16 protein-coding genes are annotated in these 17,837 nt (G+C 71.9%); 8 read left to right on the top strand and 8 right to left on the bottom strand.

Annotated features, from left to right (window positions below; genetic code table 11):
- Positions 1 to 129 precede the first annotated feature (129 nt).
- Positions 130 to 567 (bottom strand): MarR family transcriptional regulator, encoded by a 438-nt coding sequence (locus MQE23_RS02040; RefSeq protein ID WP_020269320.1) that lies wholly within the window; start codon positions 565 to 567, stop codon positions 130 to 132.
- An 81-nt stretch (positions 568 to 648) separates the two neighbouring features.
- Here MQE23_RS02040 and MQE23_RS02045 point away from each other — a divergent pair, with 81 nt between their 5' ends.
- Both MQE23_RS02045 and MQE23_RS02050 read left to right on the top strand, forming a co-directional pair.
- Entirely contained in the window at positions 649 to 1,761 is a 1,113-nt protein-coding gene (locus tag MQE23_RS02045) for a substrate-binding domain-containing protein (RefSeq protein ID WP_020269321.1), read from the top strand.
- Positions 1,762 to 1,829: 68 nt separating this feature from the next.
- On the top strand, positions 1,830 to 2,894 hold the full coding sequence (locus tag MQE23_RS02050) for an acyl-CoA dehydrogenase family protein (protein WP_243378003.1): 1,065 nt from the start codon (positions 1,830 to 1,832) through the stop codon (positions 2,892 to 2,894).
- Here MQE23_RS02050 and MQE23_RS02055 read toward each other — a convergent pair.
- From MQE23_RS02055 to MQE23_RS02070, 4 genes are all read right to left on the bottom strand, one after another.
- A complete protein-coding gene (locus tag MQE23_RS02055) occupies positions 2,891 to 4,093 on the bottom strand; it encodes a serine hydrolase domain-containing protein (RefSeq protein WP_037666271.1) in 1,203 nt (400 codons plus the stop codon). The genes MQE23_RS02050 and MQE23_RS02055 overlap by 4 nt on opposite strands.
- 102 nt (positions 4,094 to 4,195) lie before the next feature.
- Entirely contained in the window at positions 4,196 to 5,356 is a 1,161-nt protein-coding gene (locus MQE23_RS02060) for an LLM class flavin-dependent oxidoreductase (RefSeq protein WP_243378004.1), read from the bottom strand.
- A 52-nt stretch (positions 5,357 to 5,408) separates the two neighbouring features.
- Complete coding sequence (gene ssuE, locus MQE23_RS02065; RefSeq protein WP_243378005.1) at positions 5,409 to 5,963, bottom strand: NADPH-dependent FMN reductase; 555 nt, start codon at positions 5,961 to 5,963, stop codon at positions 5,409 to 5,411.
- 425 nt (positions 5,964 to 6,388) lie between these two features.
- On the bottom strand, positions 6,389 to 6,565 hold the full coding sequence (locus MQE23_RS02070; RefSeq protein WP_010033064.1) for a hypothetical protein: 177 nt from the start codon (positions 6,563 to 6,565) through the stop codon (positions 6,389 to 6,391).
- Positions 6,566 to 6,790: 225 nt separating this feature from the next.
- Here MQE23_RS02070 and MQE23_RS02075 point away from each other — a divergent pair, with 225 nt between their 5' ends.
- Both MQE23_RS02075 and MQE23_RS02080 read left to right on the top strand, forming a co-directional pair.
- Entirely contained in the window at positions 6,791 to 7,231 is a 441-nt protein-coding gene (locus tag MQE23_RS02075; RefSeq protein WP_037666279.1) for an SPW repeat protein, read from the top strand.
- 128 nt (positions 7,232 to 7,359) lie between these two features.
- A complete protein-coding gene (locus tag MQE23_RS02080) occupies positions 7,360 to 7,623 on the top strand; it encodes a GlsB/YeaQ/YmgE family stress response membrane protein (protein ID WP_020269328.1) in 264 nt (87 codons plus the stop codon).
- A 62-nt stretch (positions 7,624 to 7,685) separates the two neighbouring features.
- Here MQE23_RS02080 and MQE23_RS02085 read toward each other — a convergent pair whose 3' ends face one another.
- Together MQE23_RS02085 and MQE23_RS02090 are read right to left on the bottom strand one after the other, a co-directional pair.
- A complete protein-coding gene (locus tag MQE23_RS02085) occupies positions 7,686 to 8,609 on the bottom strand; it encodes an NAD(P)-dependent oxidoreductase (RefSeq protein ID WP_037666284.1) in 924 nt (307 codons plus the stop codon).
- Positions 8,610 to 8,679: 70 nt separating this feature from the next.
- The gene (locus MQE23_RS02090) at positions 8,680 to 9,456 is read right to left on the bottom strand and encodes a GNAT family N-acetyltransferase (RefSeq protein ID WP_037666280.1); all 777 of its coding nucleotides are present in this window, start codon (positions 9,454 to 9,456) and stop codon (positions 8,680 to 8,682) included.
- A gap of 125 nt (positions 9,457 to 9,581) precedes the next feature.
- On the opposite strand from MQE23_RS02090, the gene MQE23_RS02095 reads away from it, so the two are divergent.
- The 3 genes from MQE23_RS02095 to MQE23_RS02105 all read left to right on the top strand — a co-directional run bounded on the left by MQE23_RS02095 (position 9,582) and on the right by MQE23_RS02105 (position 15,263).
- The gene (locus tag MQE23_RS02095; RefSeq protein ID WP_020269331.1) at positions 9,582 to 10,067 is read left to right on the top strand and encodes a nucleoside deaminase; all 486 of its coding nucleotides are present in this window, start codon (positions 9,582 to 9,584) and stop codon (positions 10,065 to 10,067) included.
- 177 nt (positions 10,068 to 10,244) lie between these two features.
- The gene (locus MQE23_RS02100) at positions 10,245 to 14,522 is read left to right on the top strand and encodes an aminotransferase class I/II-fold pyridoxal phosphate-dependent enzyme (protein ID WP_037666282.1); all 4,278 of its coding nucleotides are present in this window, start codon (positions 10,245 to 10,247) and stop codon (positions 14,520 to 14,522) included.
- 6 nt (positions 14,523 to 14,528) lie between these two features.
- Positions 14,529 to 15,263, top strand: a complete 735-nt coding sequence (locus MQE23_RS02105; protein ID WP_243378007.1) for a class I SAM-dependent methyltransferase — start codon at positions 14,529 to 14,531, stop codon at positions 15,261 to 15,263.
- Positions 15,264 to 15,313: 50 nt separating this feature from the next.
- Here MQE23_RS02105 and MQE23_RS02110 read toward each other — a convergent pair whose 3' ends face one another.
- Positions 15,314 to 15,976, bottom strand: coding sequence for a chaplin (locus MQE23_RS02110; RefSeq protein WP_279345116.1), 663 nt, complete (start codon positions 15,974 to 15,976; stop codon positions 15,314 to 15,316).
- A 276-nt stretch (positions 15,977 to 16,252) separates the two neighbouring features.
- On the opposite strand from MQE23_RS02110, the gene MQE23_RS02115 reads away from it, so the two are divergent.
- Positions 16,253 to 17,821, top strand: a complete 1,569-nt coding sequence (locus tag MQE23_RS02115; RefSeq protein WP_243378010.1) for an alpha/beta hydrolase — start codon at positions 16,253 to 16,255, stop codon at positions 17,819 to 17,821.
- Positions 17,822 to 17,837 lie beyond the last annotated feature (16 nt).

Genomic DNA, 17,837 nt, shown 5'->3' on the forward strand with positions numbered 1-17,837 from the left:
GGGGGGTGTCGGAGGCACACTCAACCGCGTTGGTCTGTACCAGTCAAGGGTGTAGACCAGTCATCGTGCGCAGGGGCGCCGCTCGGCGGCTCGAAGGTGTCCGCGGGGGCCTGCATACGCCCCGGACGCTCACACGCGTGCCGACTCCGCCAGCGTCGCGGCCAGCCGGTCCAGCAGGGACCGCAGCAGTTCGTCCTCGCCCTCGCCGAGCGGCTGCCAGCCGGCGCGCACCGCGCGGTCGAGCCGCTGCCAGTACTCCCGGCCGCGAGGAGTGAGGTGGGCGAGGACGCGACGGCGATCGAACGGGTCAACCCGGCGGTGCACGAGGTTCTGGTCGACGAGTTGGTCGACCAGCTTGGTCAGCGTCGGAGGCGGCAGAAAGGCGGCCTCCGCGATCGCCGTCATGTGGTGCCCCTCGCCGTCGGACAGCAGCGCCAGCACCCGCCACGCGTCGAGCGAGCAGCCCTCCTTCTCCAGCACGGCCTGCAACCGCCGCGCCGCCAGCCGCTCGGCCCGCGTCAGCAGTTGCACGAGGTCGTCGGGCCGGCGCGGGGTTGGGGTGGGCATCCTGCTCCTAGTTCGACCAGAGGTGCGTCCATCCTAGGAGACGCACTGGAGTTCGTCCGGCGCAGCCGGAATCATGACGCCATGGTCCGGCACGATCTCCCCGCGCCCGAGTGGTTCACGGCCGACGACTCCGTCCTCGGCGTGGCGCTCGTCTTCCCCATGCAGGGGCCGGCCGGGATCTTCGGACCCACCTGTGAGCTGTGCGCGCGGCTGGCGGCCGAGGAGGTCAACCGGGACGGCGGCGTGCTCGGCAGGGAGCTCCGGCTGGTGCCGGTCGACGGCTCGGGCGCGCCCCGCGAGGTCGCCGGCCATGTCGAGGCGCTGGTGGACCTGGGTGTCGTGCAGGGCGTCACGGGCTGGCACATCTCCTCGGTGCGCCGGGCGCTGGCGCCGCGGATCGCGCACCGGGTCCCGTACGTGTACACGGCGCTGTACGAGGGCGGTGAGGACACGGCCGGGGTGTTCCTGACGAGCGAGACGCCGCGGGACCAACTGCGGCCCGCGATGGACCTGCTGGCGCACGAGCGCGGGGTGCGGCGGTGGTTCGTCGTCGGCAACGACTACGTGTGGCCGCGGCGGACGGCACGGGCGGCCCGCGGGTACGCGCACGCCTCCGGCGGGACCGTCGCCGACGAGGTCTATCTCCCGCTCGGCACCCACGACTTCGAACCGGTGCTGCGCGGCATCGAGCGCTCGGACGCCGACGGGGTGCTGATGCTGCTCGTCGGCAGCGACGCGGTGCGCTTCAACCGGGCGTTCGCGGCGCACGGCCTGCACGCGCGCTGTCTGCGGCTGAGCACGCTGATGGACGAGAACATGCTGGTGGCGAGCGGCCCGGCGGCCACCGAGGACCTGTACAGCACGGCCGGGTTCTTCGCCTCGCTGGCCAACCGGGACACCCTCGACTTCCACGGGCAGTACGCGGCCCGCTACGGCGTCGAGGCACCCGCCCTGGGCAGCCTCGGCGAGTCCTGCTACGAGGGCGTGCTGTTGCTGTCCGCGCTGCTGAGGCGGGCCGGGACGCTTGACGTCTCGGCGATCGGGGCCGCGGCGGGCGCGGTGTCGTACGAGGGGCCGCGCGGACTGCTGCACCTGCGGGACAGCCATGTGCGCCAGCGCATCTACCTGGCCCGCGCCGACGGGCTCGACTTCGATGTGCTGACGGAACTGGATCTGCGCGGCGCCCATCCCTGACGTGCTGGGGCGAACGACACACCCCGGAGGTGGCACCCCTGGGCCGCCCGACCGCGAGAATCAGTCCCATGAGCTCCACGCCCCTCGCCTCTCCGCCCCACCCCCTCGTCACCCGCGCACAGCGACTCGCGCGCGATCTCCTCCTCCCGCACGCCGAGCGCGTCGACCAGGAGGGGGTGCCGGCGAGCCACATCGAGGCGGTGAGGCGGTCGGGGCTGCCCGGGCTGGGCGCGCCGAAGGAGTACGGCGGGGCGGACGCGCCCGTCGCCGTGGCGCGGGAGATCGCGGAGATCCTGGCCGGGGCGTGCTGCTCCACATGGTTCGTGCAGACACAGCACCACACACCGGTGAAGCTGCTCGCCACATACGACTCTCCGGTCCGGGAGAGGCTGCTGCGCCCGCTGGCGACCGGCGAGTCGCTGGCCGGCATCGCGTTCGCGCACGTCCGTGCCTTCCCCCGCGTGCCCGTGCGGGCGATTCCCGAGCGGGGCGGCTGGCGCTTCGAGGGCACGGTGCCCTGGTACACGGGCTGGGGTCTGAACGACGTGATGCTGCTGGCGGGTGTGACGGACACGGCCGAAGTGGTGTTCGTCGTCGCCGAGGCCCGCGAACAGCCGGGGATGCGTCCGTCGGCGCCGATGCGGCTCGCGGCCCTCACCGCGGCCCGTACGGTCTCCCTGGAGCTGGACGGCCTGTGGGTGCCGGAGGACGCCGTTGTGCTGCGTATCTCACAGGAGCGGTTCGCCCTGGTCGACCTGCCCAGGGCCGCCAACACCAGTCCGGCCGTGTTCGGGGTGGCGAGCGCGGCCCTGGACCTGGTGGCGGACGCCCCGGACGGCCGGGAGCCGGCCCGGGCGCTGCGGGCCCGGCTCGACGAGGTCCGGCAAGAGGCCTATGCACTGGCCGACCACCCCGTCCCGCACGAGTGCGTCCCGGAACGGCTGGCGCTGAAGACACGGGCGTACGACGTGCTGCGGGCGGCCACGACCGCGGCGATCGTGGCCGGGGGCGGCCGGTCCATGACCCTGGACAGCCGGGCTCAGCGGCTGGCACGCGAGGGGATGTTCCTGCTGGTGCAGGCCCAGACGGCCGAGGCACGCCGGACGCACCTCGGCGCACTGGCGTCCGGCTAGCCGAGGCCGGGCAGCGCGGACGGCTTTTCCGTGCGGGACGGGGCCCTGCCGCAGAACTCCGCTTCGATGACGTCGATGTAGAGCGACGGGTCCGGGAGCCAGTCACCGTTGATGTTGAACGTCAGCTGGTGCTTCCCGTCCTGCGTGCCGAACATCGCGGACAGGGAGCCGTTCGTCCGGCCGCTCTTGCCCACGACCTTCACGCCGCAGGACAGCTGCGCGAACTCGACTCCGAGTCCGTACCCGAGCCCGCCCCCCGCCGGCACCTCGTCGAGCATCTTCTCCATCTGCTTCCGGGGCAGCAAATCGCCCCTGATCAGAGCCCGTTGGAAGCGATTGAGGTCGCCGCTGGTGGAGATGACGTCACCGGCCGCGCCCAGCCAGGTCATGTTCTGTTCGGTGGCGTCGTGGACCGGGGCGTCCGGGGCCTCCTGGTGCAGCCGGGAGTAGCCGACGGGGTGGGGCTTCGGCATGTGGGGTGACGTGCCGGGGAACGACGTGCCGCGCAGCTTCAGCGGCCGGATGATGCGGCGGGTGATCTCCTGCGCGTAGGAGCGGCCCGTCACCTTCTCGACGACCATCCCGGCGATGACGAAGTTGGTGTTCGAGTACACCGGCTTCGTCTCCGGGTCGGGCAGCGGCGGGTGCTTCAGTGCGATCGCCACGAGTTCCTCGGGCGTGTACGTGTCGTACCGGTGCTCCGGAAAGCCGGGACCGGCGGCGTCGTGGACGAACGCGGGGTCGTCGGTGTAGTTGGCGATGCCGCTGGTGTGGTCGAGGAGCCGGCGCAGAGTGATCTGGTCGCCGTCGTAGCCGTTGCCCTGCACCAGGCCAGGCAGCCATCGCTCGACGGTGTCGTCGAGGCTCAGTCGGCCTTCCGCCTCCAGCTGGAGCAGGACGGTCGCGACGAAGGTCTTGGTGATGCTGGCCCCGCGGAAGTGGTCGCCGGGGGAACGCTCACGGCCCGTTGCGGTGTCGGCGTGGCCGGCCGCCGCGAACCAACCTCCCTTGCCGTCCTGGACCTTGGCAACCGCTCCGGGCAGGCCGCCCTTCTCCACGAGATCACGCAATGCGGTCCGGGTCGCCTCGTGGTCGCGCGTCGGCTGTGCCGCGTGTGCGGACGGGGCGAGAGCCGCCGTTCCGGCGGATAACGCCACGGCCAGGGCGAATGAGACGGTGCGTGAAGCCCGCTGCTTCATGGTGTGTGCCTCCCGTTCACCGAGGGGCTGGGCTGCCCCTCGGTGCGGATGACGCCCAACGCCGGTCCCAGGGTTGATCGTTGGGGCGGGAGCCGACGGGGCCTAGCTCGCGAAGGGCGCGAGCACAGCCGGCGTGGCGGGTGCGGCGGGCACGGCCTCGTTGTCCGCGGGATGCCGCCACAGCCCTTGCGCGGCGAGCCTCGGCAGCACGCCCTCGCCGAACCAGTACGCCTCCTCCAGGTGCGGATAACCGGAGAGGATGAACTCGTCGATGCCGAGGGCGTGGTACTCCTTGATCCGTTCGGCGACCTCCTCGTGGCTGCCGACCAGGGCGGTGCCCGCGCCGCCGCGCACCAGGCCGATGCCGGCCCACAGGTTGGGGTGGATCTCCAGACGGTCGCGCCGGCCGCCGTGCAGGGCGAGCATCCGCCGCTGCCCCTCGGACTCGCTGCGGGCGAGCCCGGCCTGCACCGACGCCACGGTCTCCGGGTCGAAGCCGTCCAGCAGCCGGTTCGCCTCGGCCCAGGCCTGCTCGGCGGTGTCGCGGGTGATGACGTGCAGCCGGATGCCGAAGCGGAGGGTGCGCCCCTCGGCGGCGGCCAGCGACCGGAGCCGGTCGAGCTTCCCGGCGACCTGGGCGGGCGGTTCGCCCCAGGTGAGATAGACATCGGCGTGCCGGGCGGCGATCTCACCGGCGATGGGCGAGGAGCCGCCGAAGTACACCTGGGGAACGGGGTCGGGCACACGGGCGAGCTTCGCGTCCTGCACGCGGAGGTGCTCACCGTGCAGGTCGACGGTACGGCCCTGCCACAACTCCCTCACGGTGTGCAGGAATTCACCGGTCCGGCGATACCGGCTGTCCTTGTCGAGGAAGTCGCCGAAGGCCCGCTGTTCCCGGTTGTCGCCGCCGGTGACGACGTTGAGCAGCAGCCGTCCTCCGGTCTGCCGCTGGAACGTGGACGCCATCTGCGCGGCGAGGGTGGGCGAGATCAGCCCGGGCCGGAAGGCGACGAGGAACTTCAGGCGTTCGGTGTTCTGGCTGACCATCGCGGTGGTGAGCCACGCGTCCTCGCACCAGGTGCCGGTGGGGGTGAGGGCACCGGCGAAGCCCACCTCCTCGGCGGCGCGGGCGATCTGGCTCAGGTAGGCGACCGTCGGCGGCCGGTCGCGCCCGGACGCCGTGGCGGGAGTGCCTTGGCCGCCCCCGACGACATGGCGGCTGTCGCCGTTGGTGGGCAGGAACCAGTGGAAGGTGAGGGACACGGGAAGTCTCCGATCGAGGTGGAACGTCCGGCGGCGCGGCGGTGAGTGGGTGTCAGCCCGCCACGGCCAGCAACGGGGTGCGGCCGAGCGCCGTGGAGAACTGGTCGACCACCTGGGTGAGCGCCTCGTTGGCGCCCGGTGCGACGGCCAGGGACCCGTCGTCGTGCACGGTGATGTCCTTGTCGAGGGTGAACCAGCCCTGCACGATGTGCGCCGCACCCATGGAGGTCAGCACCGGACGCAGGGCGTAGTCGATGGCCAGGACATGGGCGATGCTGCCGCCGGTGGCGAGCGGCAGCACGGTCTTGCCGGTGAGTGCGTACTGCGGGAGCAGATCCAGCAGTGCCTTGAGGACACCGGAGTAGGACGCCTTGTAGACGGGCGTGCCGACGACGACGCCGTCGGCTCGTGCGAACAGGTCGGTGGCCTCGACGATCGCGGGGTGCCGGAAGTCCGCGCCGAGCAGGGCCTCGGCGGGAATGGTGCGGACGTCGAGCGGGATCACGTCATGGCCCTGTGCGGTCAGCCGCTCGTCCAGGTGGCGCAGCAGTCGGCTGGTGCGGGAGGAGGCGGAGGGGCTGCCGGAGACGGAGAGGACGGTGGCCATGGGGTCTCTTTCCGGGAGAGGGCGCGAACGCGCGTGGCAGGCCGGATTCGGGGACGCCGCGTTCAACGGGCGTGGCTGAGCGCCGAATTCAGGCGTGAGGGGAATGCACCGCGCATGACGTACCGTCGGCGCGAAGATGTTCGGCCGGCGGCGAATACGGCGGTGGGGAGAAGCGGCGAGCCGGGAGACTCAGGCTGCGGCGCGACAGGAAGCGCTGGAGACGCGTGCGAGGTCGACGTGGCGTCGCCGCGTGAGGTCCAGTCGCATGGTCATGCCATGGATCGTGGCAGCGGGAGACGACGGCCGTCAAGGAAACCGCGGCTCATCTCGTATCCCGGACCGTGGATTCCGGGACTGTGGATTTCGGACCGCGGGTTCGGGACTGTGGATTCAGGGATTTCAGGGATTTCGGACTTCGATGCCGTTCAGTCCTCGTCCGACGGAACCACCACGAGGAAGGCGTCCGACTCCAGGTCCATCACGACGGTGGCCGGTTCCCCCTCGGCCCGGCGGCGTGCCGCGTACTCCTCCGCCGGCCATGATCCGCGCGGAGCTCCCGCCGGGAACCGCTCCAACACCTTCGCGCCGATGGCCGCAGACACGTCCGCTGCCCTCCCTGTCCCGCGCCGCCCGCCGGCGACGTCGATCGGTCACTGTCGTACACATCCGCTTGCCCCCGATCCCCCCGGACATGTACCGCCCAGTAGAAGTTCACACCTCCACCAACCTCTACACATAAAGGAAAAATAAGCGCAGAATGTGCTTACGCGGCGCTTACCGCACACCCCACCAGACGCGGTCGCCCTGCAAGACGAAGGAGACGAGTCATGGCCAACGTCTCGCCCGCCAGAGGTGACATAACCAGCCACCCTGATGCATCCGAGATGCGGGATCGGTACGCCCGTGTGCTCGGCGGTCGCGATGTGGCGCTCGTGGACGGACCGGTGTTCCTGCTCGGTCTGTACTGCGCGGCCTCCCCGTGGATAGTCCACTACACGACCAGCCAGCCGCCGCTCGTGACACACAACCTGATCATGGGTATCGCGATCGGTCTGCTGGCGCTCGGGTTCACTCGCGCTCCGGAGCGTATGTACGGCCTGAGCTGGGCCATGTGCGCACTCGGGGTGTGGATGATCATCTCGCCGTGGGTCGTCGGCGACAGCCCGGACGCCGGCGTCGTGTGGAACAACATCATCATCGGCGCCTTGGCCCTGATCCTGGGTCTGGCGTGCGCCGGCACCGCGGCGAAGGCCTCCACGAGGCCCTAGACCCACCGGAAGGGAATCCGAAGGCCGGTCCGCGCCCCGGACCGGCCTCTTCATGTCCGCACCCGGAGTGTCCCGGCCGTCGGGGGGCACAAGCACTTCAGCGGGGGACCGGAAGAAAAGGGGCGGAGATGGAGATCGACGGCATCATCAGTGCCATCGTGATCGGCATCGTCATCGGCGTCCTGGGCCGGCTCGTGGTCCCGGGCCGTCAGCGGATCGGAATCCTGTGGACGATCCTCGTCGGCATCCTCGCCGCGTTGGTCGGCTCCGCGATCGCCGCCGCGTTCGACGTCGCCGACACCAAGGGCGTCGACTGGGTCGAGTGGCTCATCCAGATCGGCCTCGCCGCACTCGGCGTCGCCGCACTGGACCGCTCGAAGGCACGCCGCTGAGAGCGGCACCCCGGCGTGCCGCGGCCCGCGCCCGGCACGCCGGAGCCGTGTGTCGACCGGGATCAGCGGCCCGCCGACCGCATCGCGGCGAGCCCCGCACGGCTGGACGGGTACAGCGGCGCCCAGCCCAGCTCCCGTTCCGCCTTGGCGCAGGACACCACCAGCCGCGACGACATCACCGTGTGCGCGTACGACATGGGTTTCATCAGCCACAGCGGTACGGTCATCGGCTTCGGCAGTCCGAACGTCACGGCCACGGTCTCGGCGTGGGCGCGGAAGCCGAGCGGGGTGCGGTCGGCGATGTTGTACGCCTGCCCGGGCCGGCCGCGTTCCACGGCGGCGACCACCGCGCGGGCCGCGTCGGTGAGCTCCACCCACGGCAGCACCCGGCCGCGGTCGGCGGGCAGGGGCAGTTGCCGCCTGCGCAGCAGGGGGAGCAGCGCGTCGGTGCCGCCGGGGCCGTAGAACAGGCCGAACCGGAGGGCGATACCCTCCAGCACCTCCGTCTCGAAGGCGAGTCGCTCCTTGGTCCGCATGGCCGCGATGTGCCGCTCCAGTTGCGGTGTCCGGCCGCGTGGGCCGAAGGGGTCGTCCTCGGTGACCGGGCGGTCGCCGTGGTCCCCGTAGCCGTAGCCGAAGACCATCGACTCCACGACGAAGCGGCGGGCCCCGGTGACGCGGGCGGCTTCGACGAGGTGGGCCGTGCCCTCGGTGCGCAGCGCGTCGGTGGCGAACATGTCGCGGTCGCGCATGGGGGGCTTGCGCAGGGCGGTCGCGGCGTGGATCACGGTGTCGAAGTGGTGTCCGTCGACGGCGCGCAGCAGCGCGTCGCGGTCCATGAGGTCGGCGCGGACGCCGTTGTCCGGGCTCCGCCCGAGTCCGGTGACCTTGTGGCCCGCCTCGGTCAGGGCGCGGGTGACGTGCCGGCCGAGGACGCCGCTCGCGCCGGCGAGGAGGATGCTCTGGTTCTTCTGGATCGTCGTCATGACCATGCGACGGATCGGACGGGCACGGATGTGACATCCAGGCGGATGTGACATCGAGAGGGACGGCCGGCTAGGCGGTGTACACGTAGGGCGTCGTCGTGGTCAGCGGTGTGAAGCCCAGGCGTTCCAGGATGGGGCGGCTCTGGCTGGAGGCGTCGACCTGGAGGTAGTGGTAGCCGCGTGCCGCGGCATGGTGGGCGCGGTGGGCCACCAGGGCACGGTAGATGCCGCGGCCTCGCCAGGCCGCGACGGTGCCGCCGCCCCACAGGCCGGCGAACCGCGTGCCGGGCACGAGTTCCATGCGGGCCGCGCTCACCGGCTCGTCGCCGGCCATCGCCACGACGGCGACGACGGTGTCCGGGTCGGCCGAGAGCCGGGTGAGGAGCTGGTCGCGCAGCCAGGCGCTGTCCGCGCCGAACGCCTTCTCGTGGACGTCGGCGACGAGATCCACGCCCCGCGGATCGGTGACCGGCACGATGCGGACGCCCTCCGGAGGTTCGGCGTCCAGGGACAGGGTCGCGATTTCGCCGATCATCAGCGTCTCCTCGGGTTCGGGCCTGAACCCGGCCGCACGCAGCCGCTGCCCGAGGTCCGCCGGCCGGTCGTGCCCGTACAGCTTCCACTCGAAGTCGAGGCCGAGCCCGGTGAAGTGGGCGATCTGCCCGGCGATCGCCGCGTCCGCCGCCGCCTCGCCGAGGGCGGCCCACAGGACGCCGTTCCACCCCTGCGGACCGCCGACCTGGCGCACCACGTCGCCGGTCCGTTCGACGCGGACGCCGGGGCCGTCCGGCCGCGCCTCCTCGCGCAGCTCACGGTCGAACAGGGTGAGCAGCGCGCTGTGATCCACATGAGTCATGAGCACACCCCAGCATGGGCCGGGCGGCCGGGCAACGCATTTACGGACGTGGCCGTACGCCCCGGCAGCCGTAGAGTCCTGTTGATCACGTCGTCACCAGGAAGGGGTCCGGCACCATGGTCGTGAAGGACACGGAACTGCCGTACCTGCGCCGCTGCGTGGAACTCGCGGCCGAGGCGCTCGAGGCCGGGGACGAGCCGTTCGGTTCGGTCCTGGTCGGCGGGGACGGCACGGTCCTCGGCGAGGACCACAACCGGGTGGCCTCGGGCGATCGCACGCGGCATCCCGAGTTCGAACTGGCACGCTGGTCGGCGGCCCGGCTCACGCCCGAGGAGCGGGCGGCGGCCACGGTCTACACCTCCGGCGAGCACTGCCCGATGTGTGCGGCCGCGCACGCCTGGGTCGGTCTGGGACGCATCGTCTACGTCGCCTCGTCCGAACAACTCGCATCCTGGCTGAGCGAGTTGGGGGTCGCCGCGCCGCCGGTGCGGACACTCCCCGTCCACGAGGTCGCACCGGGTGTGGTCGTGGACGGTCCGGTGCCCGAGCTGACGGAACGAGTGCGGGAGCTGCACGTGCGGTTCCATCGGGGACGGGGCTGAGACACCCGGGCGGCCCCGGCCCGTCGGGCAAGCCCGTCGGCCGGGGCCTGGCGAGGCGGGCCGCCCGAGATGCAGGGCCACGCTGGCGAACGTACGATCGAATTCAACAGGCCAGGCGTACGCCTCGGTCTCCCCGACGGGGGGAGGCGCATGTCCTTGCTGTCAGCACGTCGGCTGATGGCCGCCCAGATCGCCCTCGTCACGGTTGCCACAATCGTGTACATGACCGTCCCGACGGCGGCTCCCGTCCTGTGGGCCGTCATCGGGCTCGCCGGCGTCGCCGCCGTGGTGATCGGCATTCGTGTCCACCGGCCCGCCCATCAGTGGCCCTGGTGGTTCCTGGCCGGCGGACTGCTCACCTTCATCGCGGGCGACACGTACTACAACGTGATGGAGGAGTACTTCGACGCCTCCAACCCGTTCCCCTCCCCCGCCGACGCCTGCTACCTCGCCACCTACCCGCTCTTCGCGATCGGACTGTCGGGGCTCGTCCGGCACCGGTGGGCCGACCGCGACCTGCCGAGCCTGCTCGACGCGCTGATCATCACCGCGGGCCTCGCGCTGCCCGTGTGGGTGTACCTGGTGCAGCCGCTGACGGTGGTGGAAGGGCTGACCTGGCAGCAGCGCGCCATCAGCATCGCCTATCCCCTCGGCGACGTCCTCGTACTGGCCCTGCTGGCCCGGCTGCTGACCCCGAGTCCGCTCGACGGGCCCAACCGTGCCGTGCAGCTGCTGGTCGTGGGCACCGTGACACTGCTCGGCTTCGACATCGCGTACGGGATCCTGCAGCTGAAAGACCTGTGGCAGACCGGCACCCTGCTGGACCTCGGCTGGATCGCCTTCTACACCGCCTGGGGCCTGGCCGCCCTGCACCCCTCGATGGTCGCGCTGACCGCGTCCGTGCCGCAGCGGGAGTCCCTGCTGCCGCCGCCGCGCCGGCTGGTCTTGCTCGCCGTGGCCACCCTCATCGCGCCGGGGATCCTGCTGTACGAGGGGCTGAGCAATCAGACACGGGACGCCGCCGTGATCGCGGCCTTCTCGGGCGTGCTGTTCCTGCTGGTGATACTTCGGCTGGCGGGGATGGTCGTGGCCCATCGCCATGCGGTGACGCGGGAACTCGCGCTGCGCGGGGCCGCCGCCTCGCTGGTCTCGGCCTTCCGGCAGGAGGAGATCGACCGGTCCTGCTGTACCGCGGTGGACCGGCTGCTGGGTCCGGACGTACCGCACCGGACCCTGCTGCTGCCGACGGAGCGCGCGGGGGACCTCGGCGCGCACGGCACCCACATGGTGGGCCCGGCCGCCCTCGAACCCGGCATCGCCGCCGGACTGGACGGCCTGCCCTGCGTCCTGGTCTGCCCCATGACCCAGCCCGACCGCCCGGCCGGGGCCGTCCCGGGTGTCCTGCTGGTCGCCGCCCCCGAGCGGCAGCTCACCGAGACCTGGGGCTCGCTGGAGATCCTGGCGTCGCACGCGGGCCTGGCCATGGAGCGGGTCGCGTTGCGCAAGGAGGTCGTCCGGCGGGAGAACGAGGCGTACTTCCGCACCCTGGTCCGCAACGCCTCCGACGTCATCCTGATCCTGGAGGACGACGACGCGATCCGGTACGCCAGCCCGTCCGCGCGGTCCGTGTTCGGCACCGACGACCTCCTCGGGGTCCCGCTGCCGGAACTGGTGGATCCCGGGGACCGGGAGCGGGCCGCGCGGGAGCTGGCCGCCGTACGGGAGAGGGGCGCGCGGGCCGGACACGACCACTGGTGGGTGCGGCGCCGGGACGGGCGTGTCGAGGTGGAGGTGCGGTGCAGCGACTTCCGGGACGAGCGGACCGTGTCCGGCCTGGTCGTGACGCTGCGGGACGTGACCGAGCAGCGGCGGCTGGAGCAGGAGCTGACACAGCGGGCCTTCCACGACTCGCTGACCGGTCTGCCCAACCGGACGCTGCTGCTGGAGCGGATCGAACGGGCCTTGCTGCGCGGCCGCCGCGAGTCGTCCCTGACCTGTCTGCTCTACATCGACCTGGACGACTTCAAGCTGGTCAACGACACGATGGGGCACCGGGTCGGCGACCATCTGCTGGTCGCCGTCGGCAACCGGCTGTCCCGGGCGCTGCGGCGGACCGACACCGCGGCCCGGCTGGGCGGGGACGAGTTCGCCGTGCTGATGGAGGACGCCCGGCAGCCGCTCGACGCCGAGCTGCTGGCGGCCCAGGTGATCCAGACGCTGGGGCGGCCGTTCGATCTGGCCGACGAGTCGGTGACGGTGTCCGCCAGCGTGGGCGTGGCCACCGCGCGCGACAGCACGGACGCCGAGGAACTGCTGGGCCACGCCGACCTCGCGCTGTACGCCGCGAAGGCGGCGGGCAAGCGGCAGTGGCGCCGCTTCAGGCCACTGCTGCGCAGCCGCATGGTCGAGCGGCACGACCTCCAGTCCCAGCTGGCCCGGGCGGTCGCCGACAAGGCGTTCGCGCTGCGCTACCAGCCCGTCGTGGACATCACCGGAGGCGAGGTCGTGGGGTTCGAGGCCCTGGTCCGCTGGCCGCACGAGCACCGGCCGCCCGTCGCGCCGGACCAGTTCATCAGCCTGGCCGAGGAGACCGGGCAGATCGCCCCGCTGGGCTCGTGGGTGCTGAAGAACGCGGTCAACGACATCGCGGACCTGCAACGGCAGCCGGGTCCCGCCCGTCCGCCGTACGTCAGCGTGAACGTCTCCGCGCGCCAGTTCCGCGACGCCGGTTTCGTCGAGCAGGTCGGCCAGGCGCTGAGCACGCCCGGGCTGGAGCCCGGGTCCTTGCAGCTGGAGCTGACGGAGACAGTGCTGCTGCACCGCGACGACCGCCTCCAGACGGTGCTGCACACGCTGAAGGAACTCGGGGTGCACATCGCGGTCGACGACTTCGGCACCGGCTTCTCCTCGCTGCGCTATCTGCGGGACTTCCCCATCGACGTCCTGAAGATCGACAAGTCCTTCATCGACGACATCGCCCGCGACGCCCAGCAGGTCGCCCTCGTCGAGGGCATCGTGCGGATCGCCGACACCCTGGGCCTCCAGGTCATCGCGGAGGGCATCGAGGACACCGCGCAGCGGGACCTGCTGGCCCAGATGGGCTGCCGGTTCGGGCAGGGCTACCTCTTCGCCCGGCCCATGACGGTGGAACAGAGCGCGCACGTGCTGCGGGAGCCGAGCGCCCACCCCTTCGCGCCGCCCCGCGCGCGGCGGCCGCGTCTCGACGCCGCCCCGGGACGCCGGGAGGCACGCTGGGCGGACCTGGAGCATCTGCGGCGCACCAGCCCGATGAGCGACGCGGTCCTCGACGAGGTGCGGGGCCGGCACATCCGCAGCGGCGACCACTGGCTGATCGACTTCGCATCCTGCAACTACCTGGGTTTCGACTGGGACCCGGAGATCATGGAGGCCATCGATCCGGCAGTGCGCGAGTGGGGTACGCACCCCAGCTGGTCGCGACTGCTGGGCAGTCCGCGGCTGTACCCCGACATCGAGGAGCGGCTCGCCGCGCTGCTGGGCGCGCCGGACACGCTGCTGCTGCCGACGCTGACGCTGGTGCACGCCTCGGTGATCCCGGCGCTGGCCGAGGACGGGCACGTCTTCGTGGAGGCGACCGCGCACCGGACCGTCTACGACGGCTGCGTGGTGGCCCGTGGCCAGGGCGCCACCCTGCACCGCTTCCACGCCGGGCGGCTCGACGAGCTGCGTGCCCTGCTGTCCGGGGTGCCGCCGGGCAGGCCGCGGCTGGTGTGCCTGGACGGCGTCAACAGCATGAGCGGCAACATCCCCGACCTGCCCGCGCTGGCCGCGGTGTGCCGGGCGGAAGGAGCGACGCTGTACGTCGACGACGCGCACGGCTTCGGCGTGATCGGGGAACGCGGGCCGGGCGAGACCTGCCCGTACGGCATGCGCGGCAACTGCCTGGTGCGGCACACCGGGGAGTCGTACGACGGGATCGTGCTCGTGGCCGGTTTCTCGAAGGCGTACTCGTCGCTGCTCGCGTTCCTGGCGCTGCCCTCGGAGCTCAAGAACCGCCTCAAGACCGACGCGGCCCCCTATCTCTACTCGGGGCCGTCCCCGACGGCGTCGCTGGCCACCGCGCTGGCCGGACTGGACGTCAACGAGCGGCGGGGCGATGTCATCCGGGCCGACCTGTACCGCAAGACGGTCCGGGTGCTCGATCACCTGGACAGCCTGGGGGTGAGCACCCTCAACACGGACCGGCTGCCCATCGTGGAGGTCCCGCTGGCGAACCCCGCGGACCTGGACGCGGTCTCCGCGTATCTGTGGGAGGAGGGCATCTACGTGACGCTCGCCGCCTATCCGCTCGTGCCCCGCGACCGGGTCGGCTTCCGCATCCAGCTCACGGCGCTCAACTCGGACGACGACATCGACCGCCTGACGGGGACCCTGACCCGGCTGGCCGGGCGTTTCCCCCTGCGGCTGAAGGGCTAGAGAGCCATGACGACGCACAACGACGACGTGGACTGGGACAGCTGGCCGGTCGCCGACTACCTCCGCGAGAACTACCGCGAGGTGCATCCCTCGGACGCGGCGATCATCGCGCACCACAGCGCCTTCTACCGTCGCTTCCGTCCCGGCGCCATCGCCCGCTCGGTGGAGTTCGGGGCGGGGCCCAACCTCTACCCGCTGATCCTCGCGTCCGCCGTGAGCCGCAGGATCGACGCCGTGGAGGCGGGCGCGAGCAACGTCGCCTACCTACGGGACCAGATCTGTCACCGCCTCGACGCCAGCTGGCTCCCCTTCCACGAGCTGTGCCGGCGGCTCAACCCGGACGTGCCGGCGACCCTGGCCGGGGCGCTGGCGCCGGTGAACGTCGTGCACGCCGACGTGCGGACCCTGCCGGCCGGCTCGTACGAACTCGCCTCCATGCACTTCGTCGCCGAGGGCGCGACGGAGGACTTCGCCGAGTTCGCCGACTTCTGCCGCACGTTCGTCCGCACGGTCGAGCCGGGCGGCCACCTGGTCGCCGCCCTCATGGAGAACATGCCGACCTACCGCATCGGCCCGGCGTCCCGCTGGCCCGGCTGCCCGGTCGATCCGGCGACCGTGACCGAGGTCTTCACCCCTCTGACCCGCGATCTGGACGTCACCCACATCGACACGGACCCGACCCTGCCGGACTACGGCGATTCCGGGATGGTGCTGCTGACGGCGGTGGCGGAGGCGGTTTGAGGGCACCGCCTCCGTGACGGCTCCGGCAGGGCGCGGGGCAGGCCGTCCCTTCAGTCTTCGGTCCCCGGGCGGAACCGCCGCCGCAGTACGACTCCCCCCAGCACCAGTGCCGCGCTCGCCGCGACGGCCTGGAGGGTGTGGTCCGTGCCCGTGTGGGCCAGGGCGCCGGCGGCATGCGGGACCGTGTGCGGGGCCGGTTCGGGGGCGGGGTGCGGCCGGGGCGGGGTGGGCGGCTTCGGAACCGGCTTCGGCGAATGGTGGGGGCGGACCGGGCGGTCACCGGGGGTGTTGGAGGACTCGTTGCCGGCCGACGCGTTGCCGATGCCGACCACGTTCACGGAGTTGCCGGTGACGTTGACCGGCACGTCGACGGGCAGGTGGACGCCGTTGCCGGAGACCACGCCCGGTGAATCCTTTCCGCTGCCGTCCGCGACCGCGCCGCCGGGCTTGCCGGGCCGGCCGGCCCGCCCGTCGTCCTTGTTCGCGCAGCTGTTGCCCGCGGCCGGATTGAGGAGCCCCACCACGTTCACGGTGTTCCCGCACACGTTCACCGGAACGTGCACCGGCAGCTGGACGGTGTTGCCGGAGACCACCCCGGGCGAACCGGCAGCCGAGCCCTCCGCTCCGGAACCGGCGTACGCGGGGACGGTCAGGGCCATCGCGCCCGAGGCGGCGGCGACGGCGATCACACCGTTTCGGGTAACCCGATTCATAGGTTCCCTGCCTTCCAGACATCATCGCGGGCACTCACCCGCACGAGATAAAACGCGGACGGCCGATCCGAGTTATGGCTTATCGGCCTTTCACTCCATCGAGCGGCCCTGTTGTCGAACTAGCGGTAAAGCCCTTCGTATGCGCGACGCAGCCGCGCAGGTCAAGGCACTCCGCCCCCGCCCGCTCGTCCGGAGGCGCGGCTTCCGGAGCCCGCTTATGGTGAGCGAGGGCGCCGGTCCCCGGTCCGCTGTGGGGCGCGCCCCCTGGAGGCATCGATGCTGGCCAAGCTGTCCACGCGCCCCTCGCTGAGGCGCTGCGCGGTCCCCTGTGCGGCCGGGCTGGCCCTGCTGGGTGCGGGGCTGCCGGCCGCGGACGACCCCGCGCCGGGCCTGGCGCGCTTCTACGACCAGAAGGTCACATGGTCGGCGTGCGAGGGCGAGGACATGCCGAAGGACCTCCAGTGCGGCAAGGTAACCGTCCCCCTCGACTACGCCGACCCCAAGAAGGGGACCCTCGATCTCGCCCTGGCCCGCTACCGCGCCACGGGCAGGTCCCGGGGCTCGGTGCTGCTGAACTTCGGCGGCCCGGGCGGCCAGGGCGTGGGACAACTCGCCATGGCCGGCAAGGACTTCATGGGCCTGACGAACGGCTACGACGTGGTCGGCTTCGATCCCCGGGGCGTCGGCCGCTCCTCGCCGGTCAGCTGCGGCAACGCCCCGGACGACCCACTGGCCGCTGACGGCGACGCGGCCGTGGCCGACCCGCAGGCCCTGCTGGAAAAGCTGCGCGACGCGGCGGCCGAGTGCACCGAACACTCCGGCCCCGTCCTGCGCCACATCGGCACGGTGAACGCCGCCCGTGACCTGGACGTCATGCGCGACGCACTCGGCGACGGCAAGCTCAACTACCTGGGCTTCTCCTACGGCAGCCGGCTCGGCGCGGTGTACGCGGCCCAGTTCCCCGACAAGGTCGGCAGGATGGTGCTGGACGGCGTCGACACGCTCACCGAGCCGCTGTCGGAGCAGGGTGTGGTGAGCGCGCAGGGGCAGCAGACAGCGCTGGAGAACTTCCTCGCCTGGTGCACGGAGGACATCGCCTGCCCGTTCGGACAGAACCCGCGGGAGGCCAGGGAGCACGTCGTCGAGGTGGTCGAGTCGCTCGACCGGGACCCGGTGCCGACCGACTTCGGCGAGGCGTTCTCCGGCCAGGACTTCGCGGGCGCCCTCGCGCAGGGGCTGTTCAGCAGGGAGCTGTGGCCCTCGCTGCAGCGGGCCGTCGCGCAGCTGCTCGAGGACGGCGACACCAGCCGCCTGGAGGCTTTCGCGTCTGGGGGTGTCGCTCACCCGCCGTGGCGGGCGGCGCACCGCGGGCTCACCGACCCGCAGGACGTCCCCATGGACAACCTGCCGGCCGCCCTGATGGCGGTGAACTGCGCGGACGATCCCGACCGCCCCGCCGCCGAGCAGGTCGGCAGGGACCTCGGCCGGCTGCGCGCCCGGTACGAGCGGGCGTCGCCGGTCTTCGGCCGGTACCGGCTCACCCAGGTGCTGATGTGCTACGGCCGCCCCAAGGGCACCGACTTCATCCGTGACGAGGTCAAGGACCTCGACACCCCGAGGATGCTGCTCGTCGGCACCCGGGGCGACCCGGCCACGCCGTACCGCTGGACGGTGGAGACGGCCGAGCGGCTCGGGTCGTCGGCCGTGGTGCTCGACAACCGGGGCGAGGGCCACACCGGCTACGGCTCCTCCAAGTGCGTGCACCGCAAGGTCGACGCGTTCCTGCTGTACGGCACGCTCCCGCCGGACGGCAGCTCCTGCGGCTCCGACCACGACACCGAGTGAGCCGGTGCGGCCGCGG

The organism is Streptomyces sp. HP-A2021 (assembly GCF_022807935.1).
Lineage (GTDB): Bacteria > Actinomycetota > Actinomycetes > Streptomycetales > Streptomycetaceae > Streptomyces > Streptomyces afghaniensis.

What these genes read in the sequence shown, in the direction of transcription:
- MQE23_RS02095 (WP_020269331.1), top strand. Translation starts at nt 9,582, where the DNA reads ATGGTCGTGAAGGACACGGAACTGCCGTACCTGCGCCGCTGCGTGGAA.
- MQE23_RS02045 (WP_020269321.1), top strand. Translation starts at nt 649, where the DNA reads ATGGTCCGGCACGATCTCCCCGCGCCCGAGTGGTTCACGGCCGACGAC.
- MQE23_RS02115 (WP_243378010.1), top strand. Translation starts at nt 16,253, where the DNA reads ATGCTGGCCAAGCTGTCCACGCGCCCCTCGCTGAGGCGCTGCGCGGTC.
- MQE23_RS02075 (WP_037666279.1), top strand. Translation starts at nt 6,791, where the DNA reads ATGGCCAACGTCTCGCCCGCCAGAGGTGACATAACCAGCCACCCTGAT.
- MQE23_RS02040 (WP_020269320.1), bottom strand. Translation starts at nt 567, where the DNA reads ATGCCCACCCCAACCCCGCGCCGGCCCGACGACCTCGTGCAACTGCTG.
- MQE23_RS02085 (WP_037666284.1), bottom strand. Translation starts at nt 8,609, where the DNA reads ATGACGACGATCCAGAAGAACCAGAGCATCCTCCTCGCCGGCGCGAGC.
- MQE23_RS02050 (WP_243378003.1), top strand. Translation starts at nt 1,830, where the DNA reads ATGAGCTCCACGCCCCTCGCCTCTCCGCCCCACCCCCTCGTCACCCGC.
- MQE23_RS02055 (WP_037666271.1), bottom strand. Translation starts at nt 4,093, where the DNA reads ATGAAGCAGCGGGCTTCACGCACCGTCTCATTCGCCCTGGCCGTGGCG.
- MQE23_RS02100 (WP_037666282.1), top strand. Translation starts at nt 10,245, where the DNA reads ATGGCCGCCCAGATCGCCCTCGTCACGGTTGCCACAATCGTGTACATG.
- MQE23_RS02105 (WP_243378007.1), top strand. Translation starts at nt 14,529, where the DNA reads ATGACGACGCACAACGACGACGTGGACTGGGACAGCTGGCCGGTCGCC.
- MQE23_RS02110 (WP_279345116.1), bottom strand. Translation starts at nt 15,976, where the DNA reads ATGAATCGGGTTACCCGAAACGGTGTGATCGCCGTCGCCGCCGCCTCG.
- ssuE (WP_243378005.1), bottom strand. Translation starts at nt 5,963, where the DNA reads ATGGCCACCGTCCTCTCCGTCTCCGGCAGCCCCTCCGCCTCCTCCCGC.
- MQE23_RS02080 (WP_020269328.1), top strand. Translation starts at nt 7,360, where the DNA reads ATGGAGATCGACGGCATCATCAGTGCCATCGTGATCGGCATCGTCATC.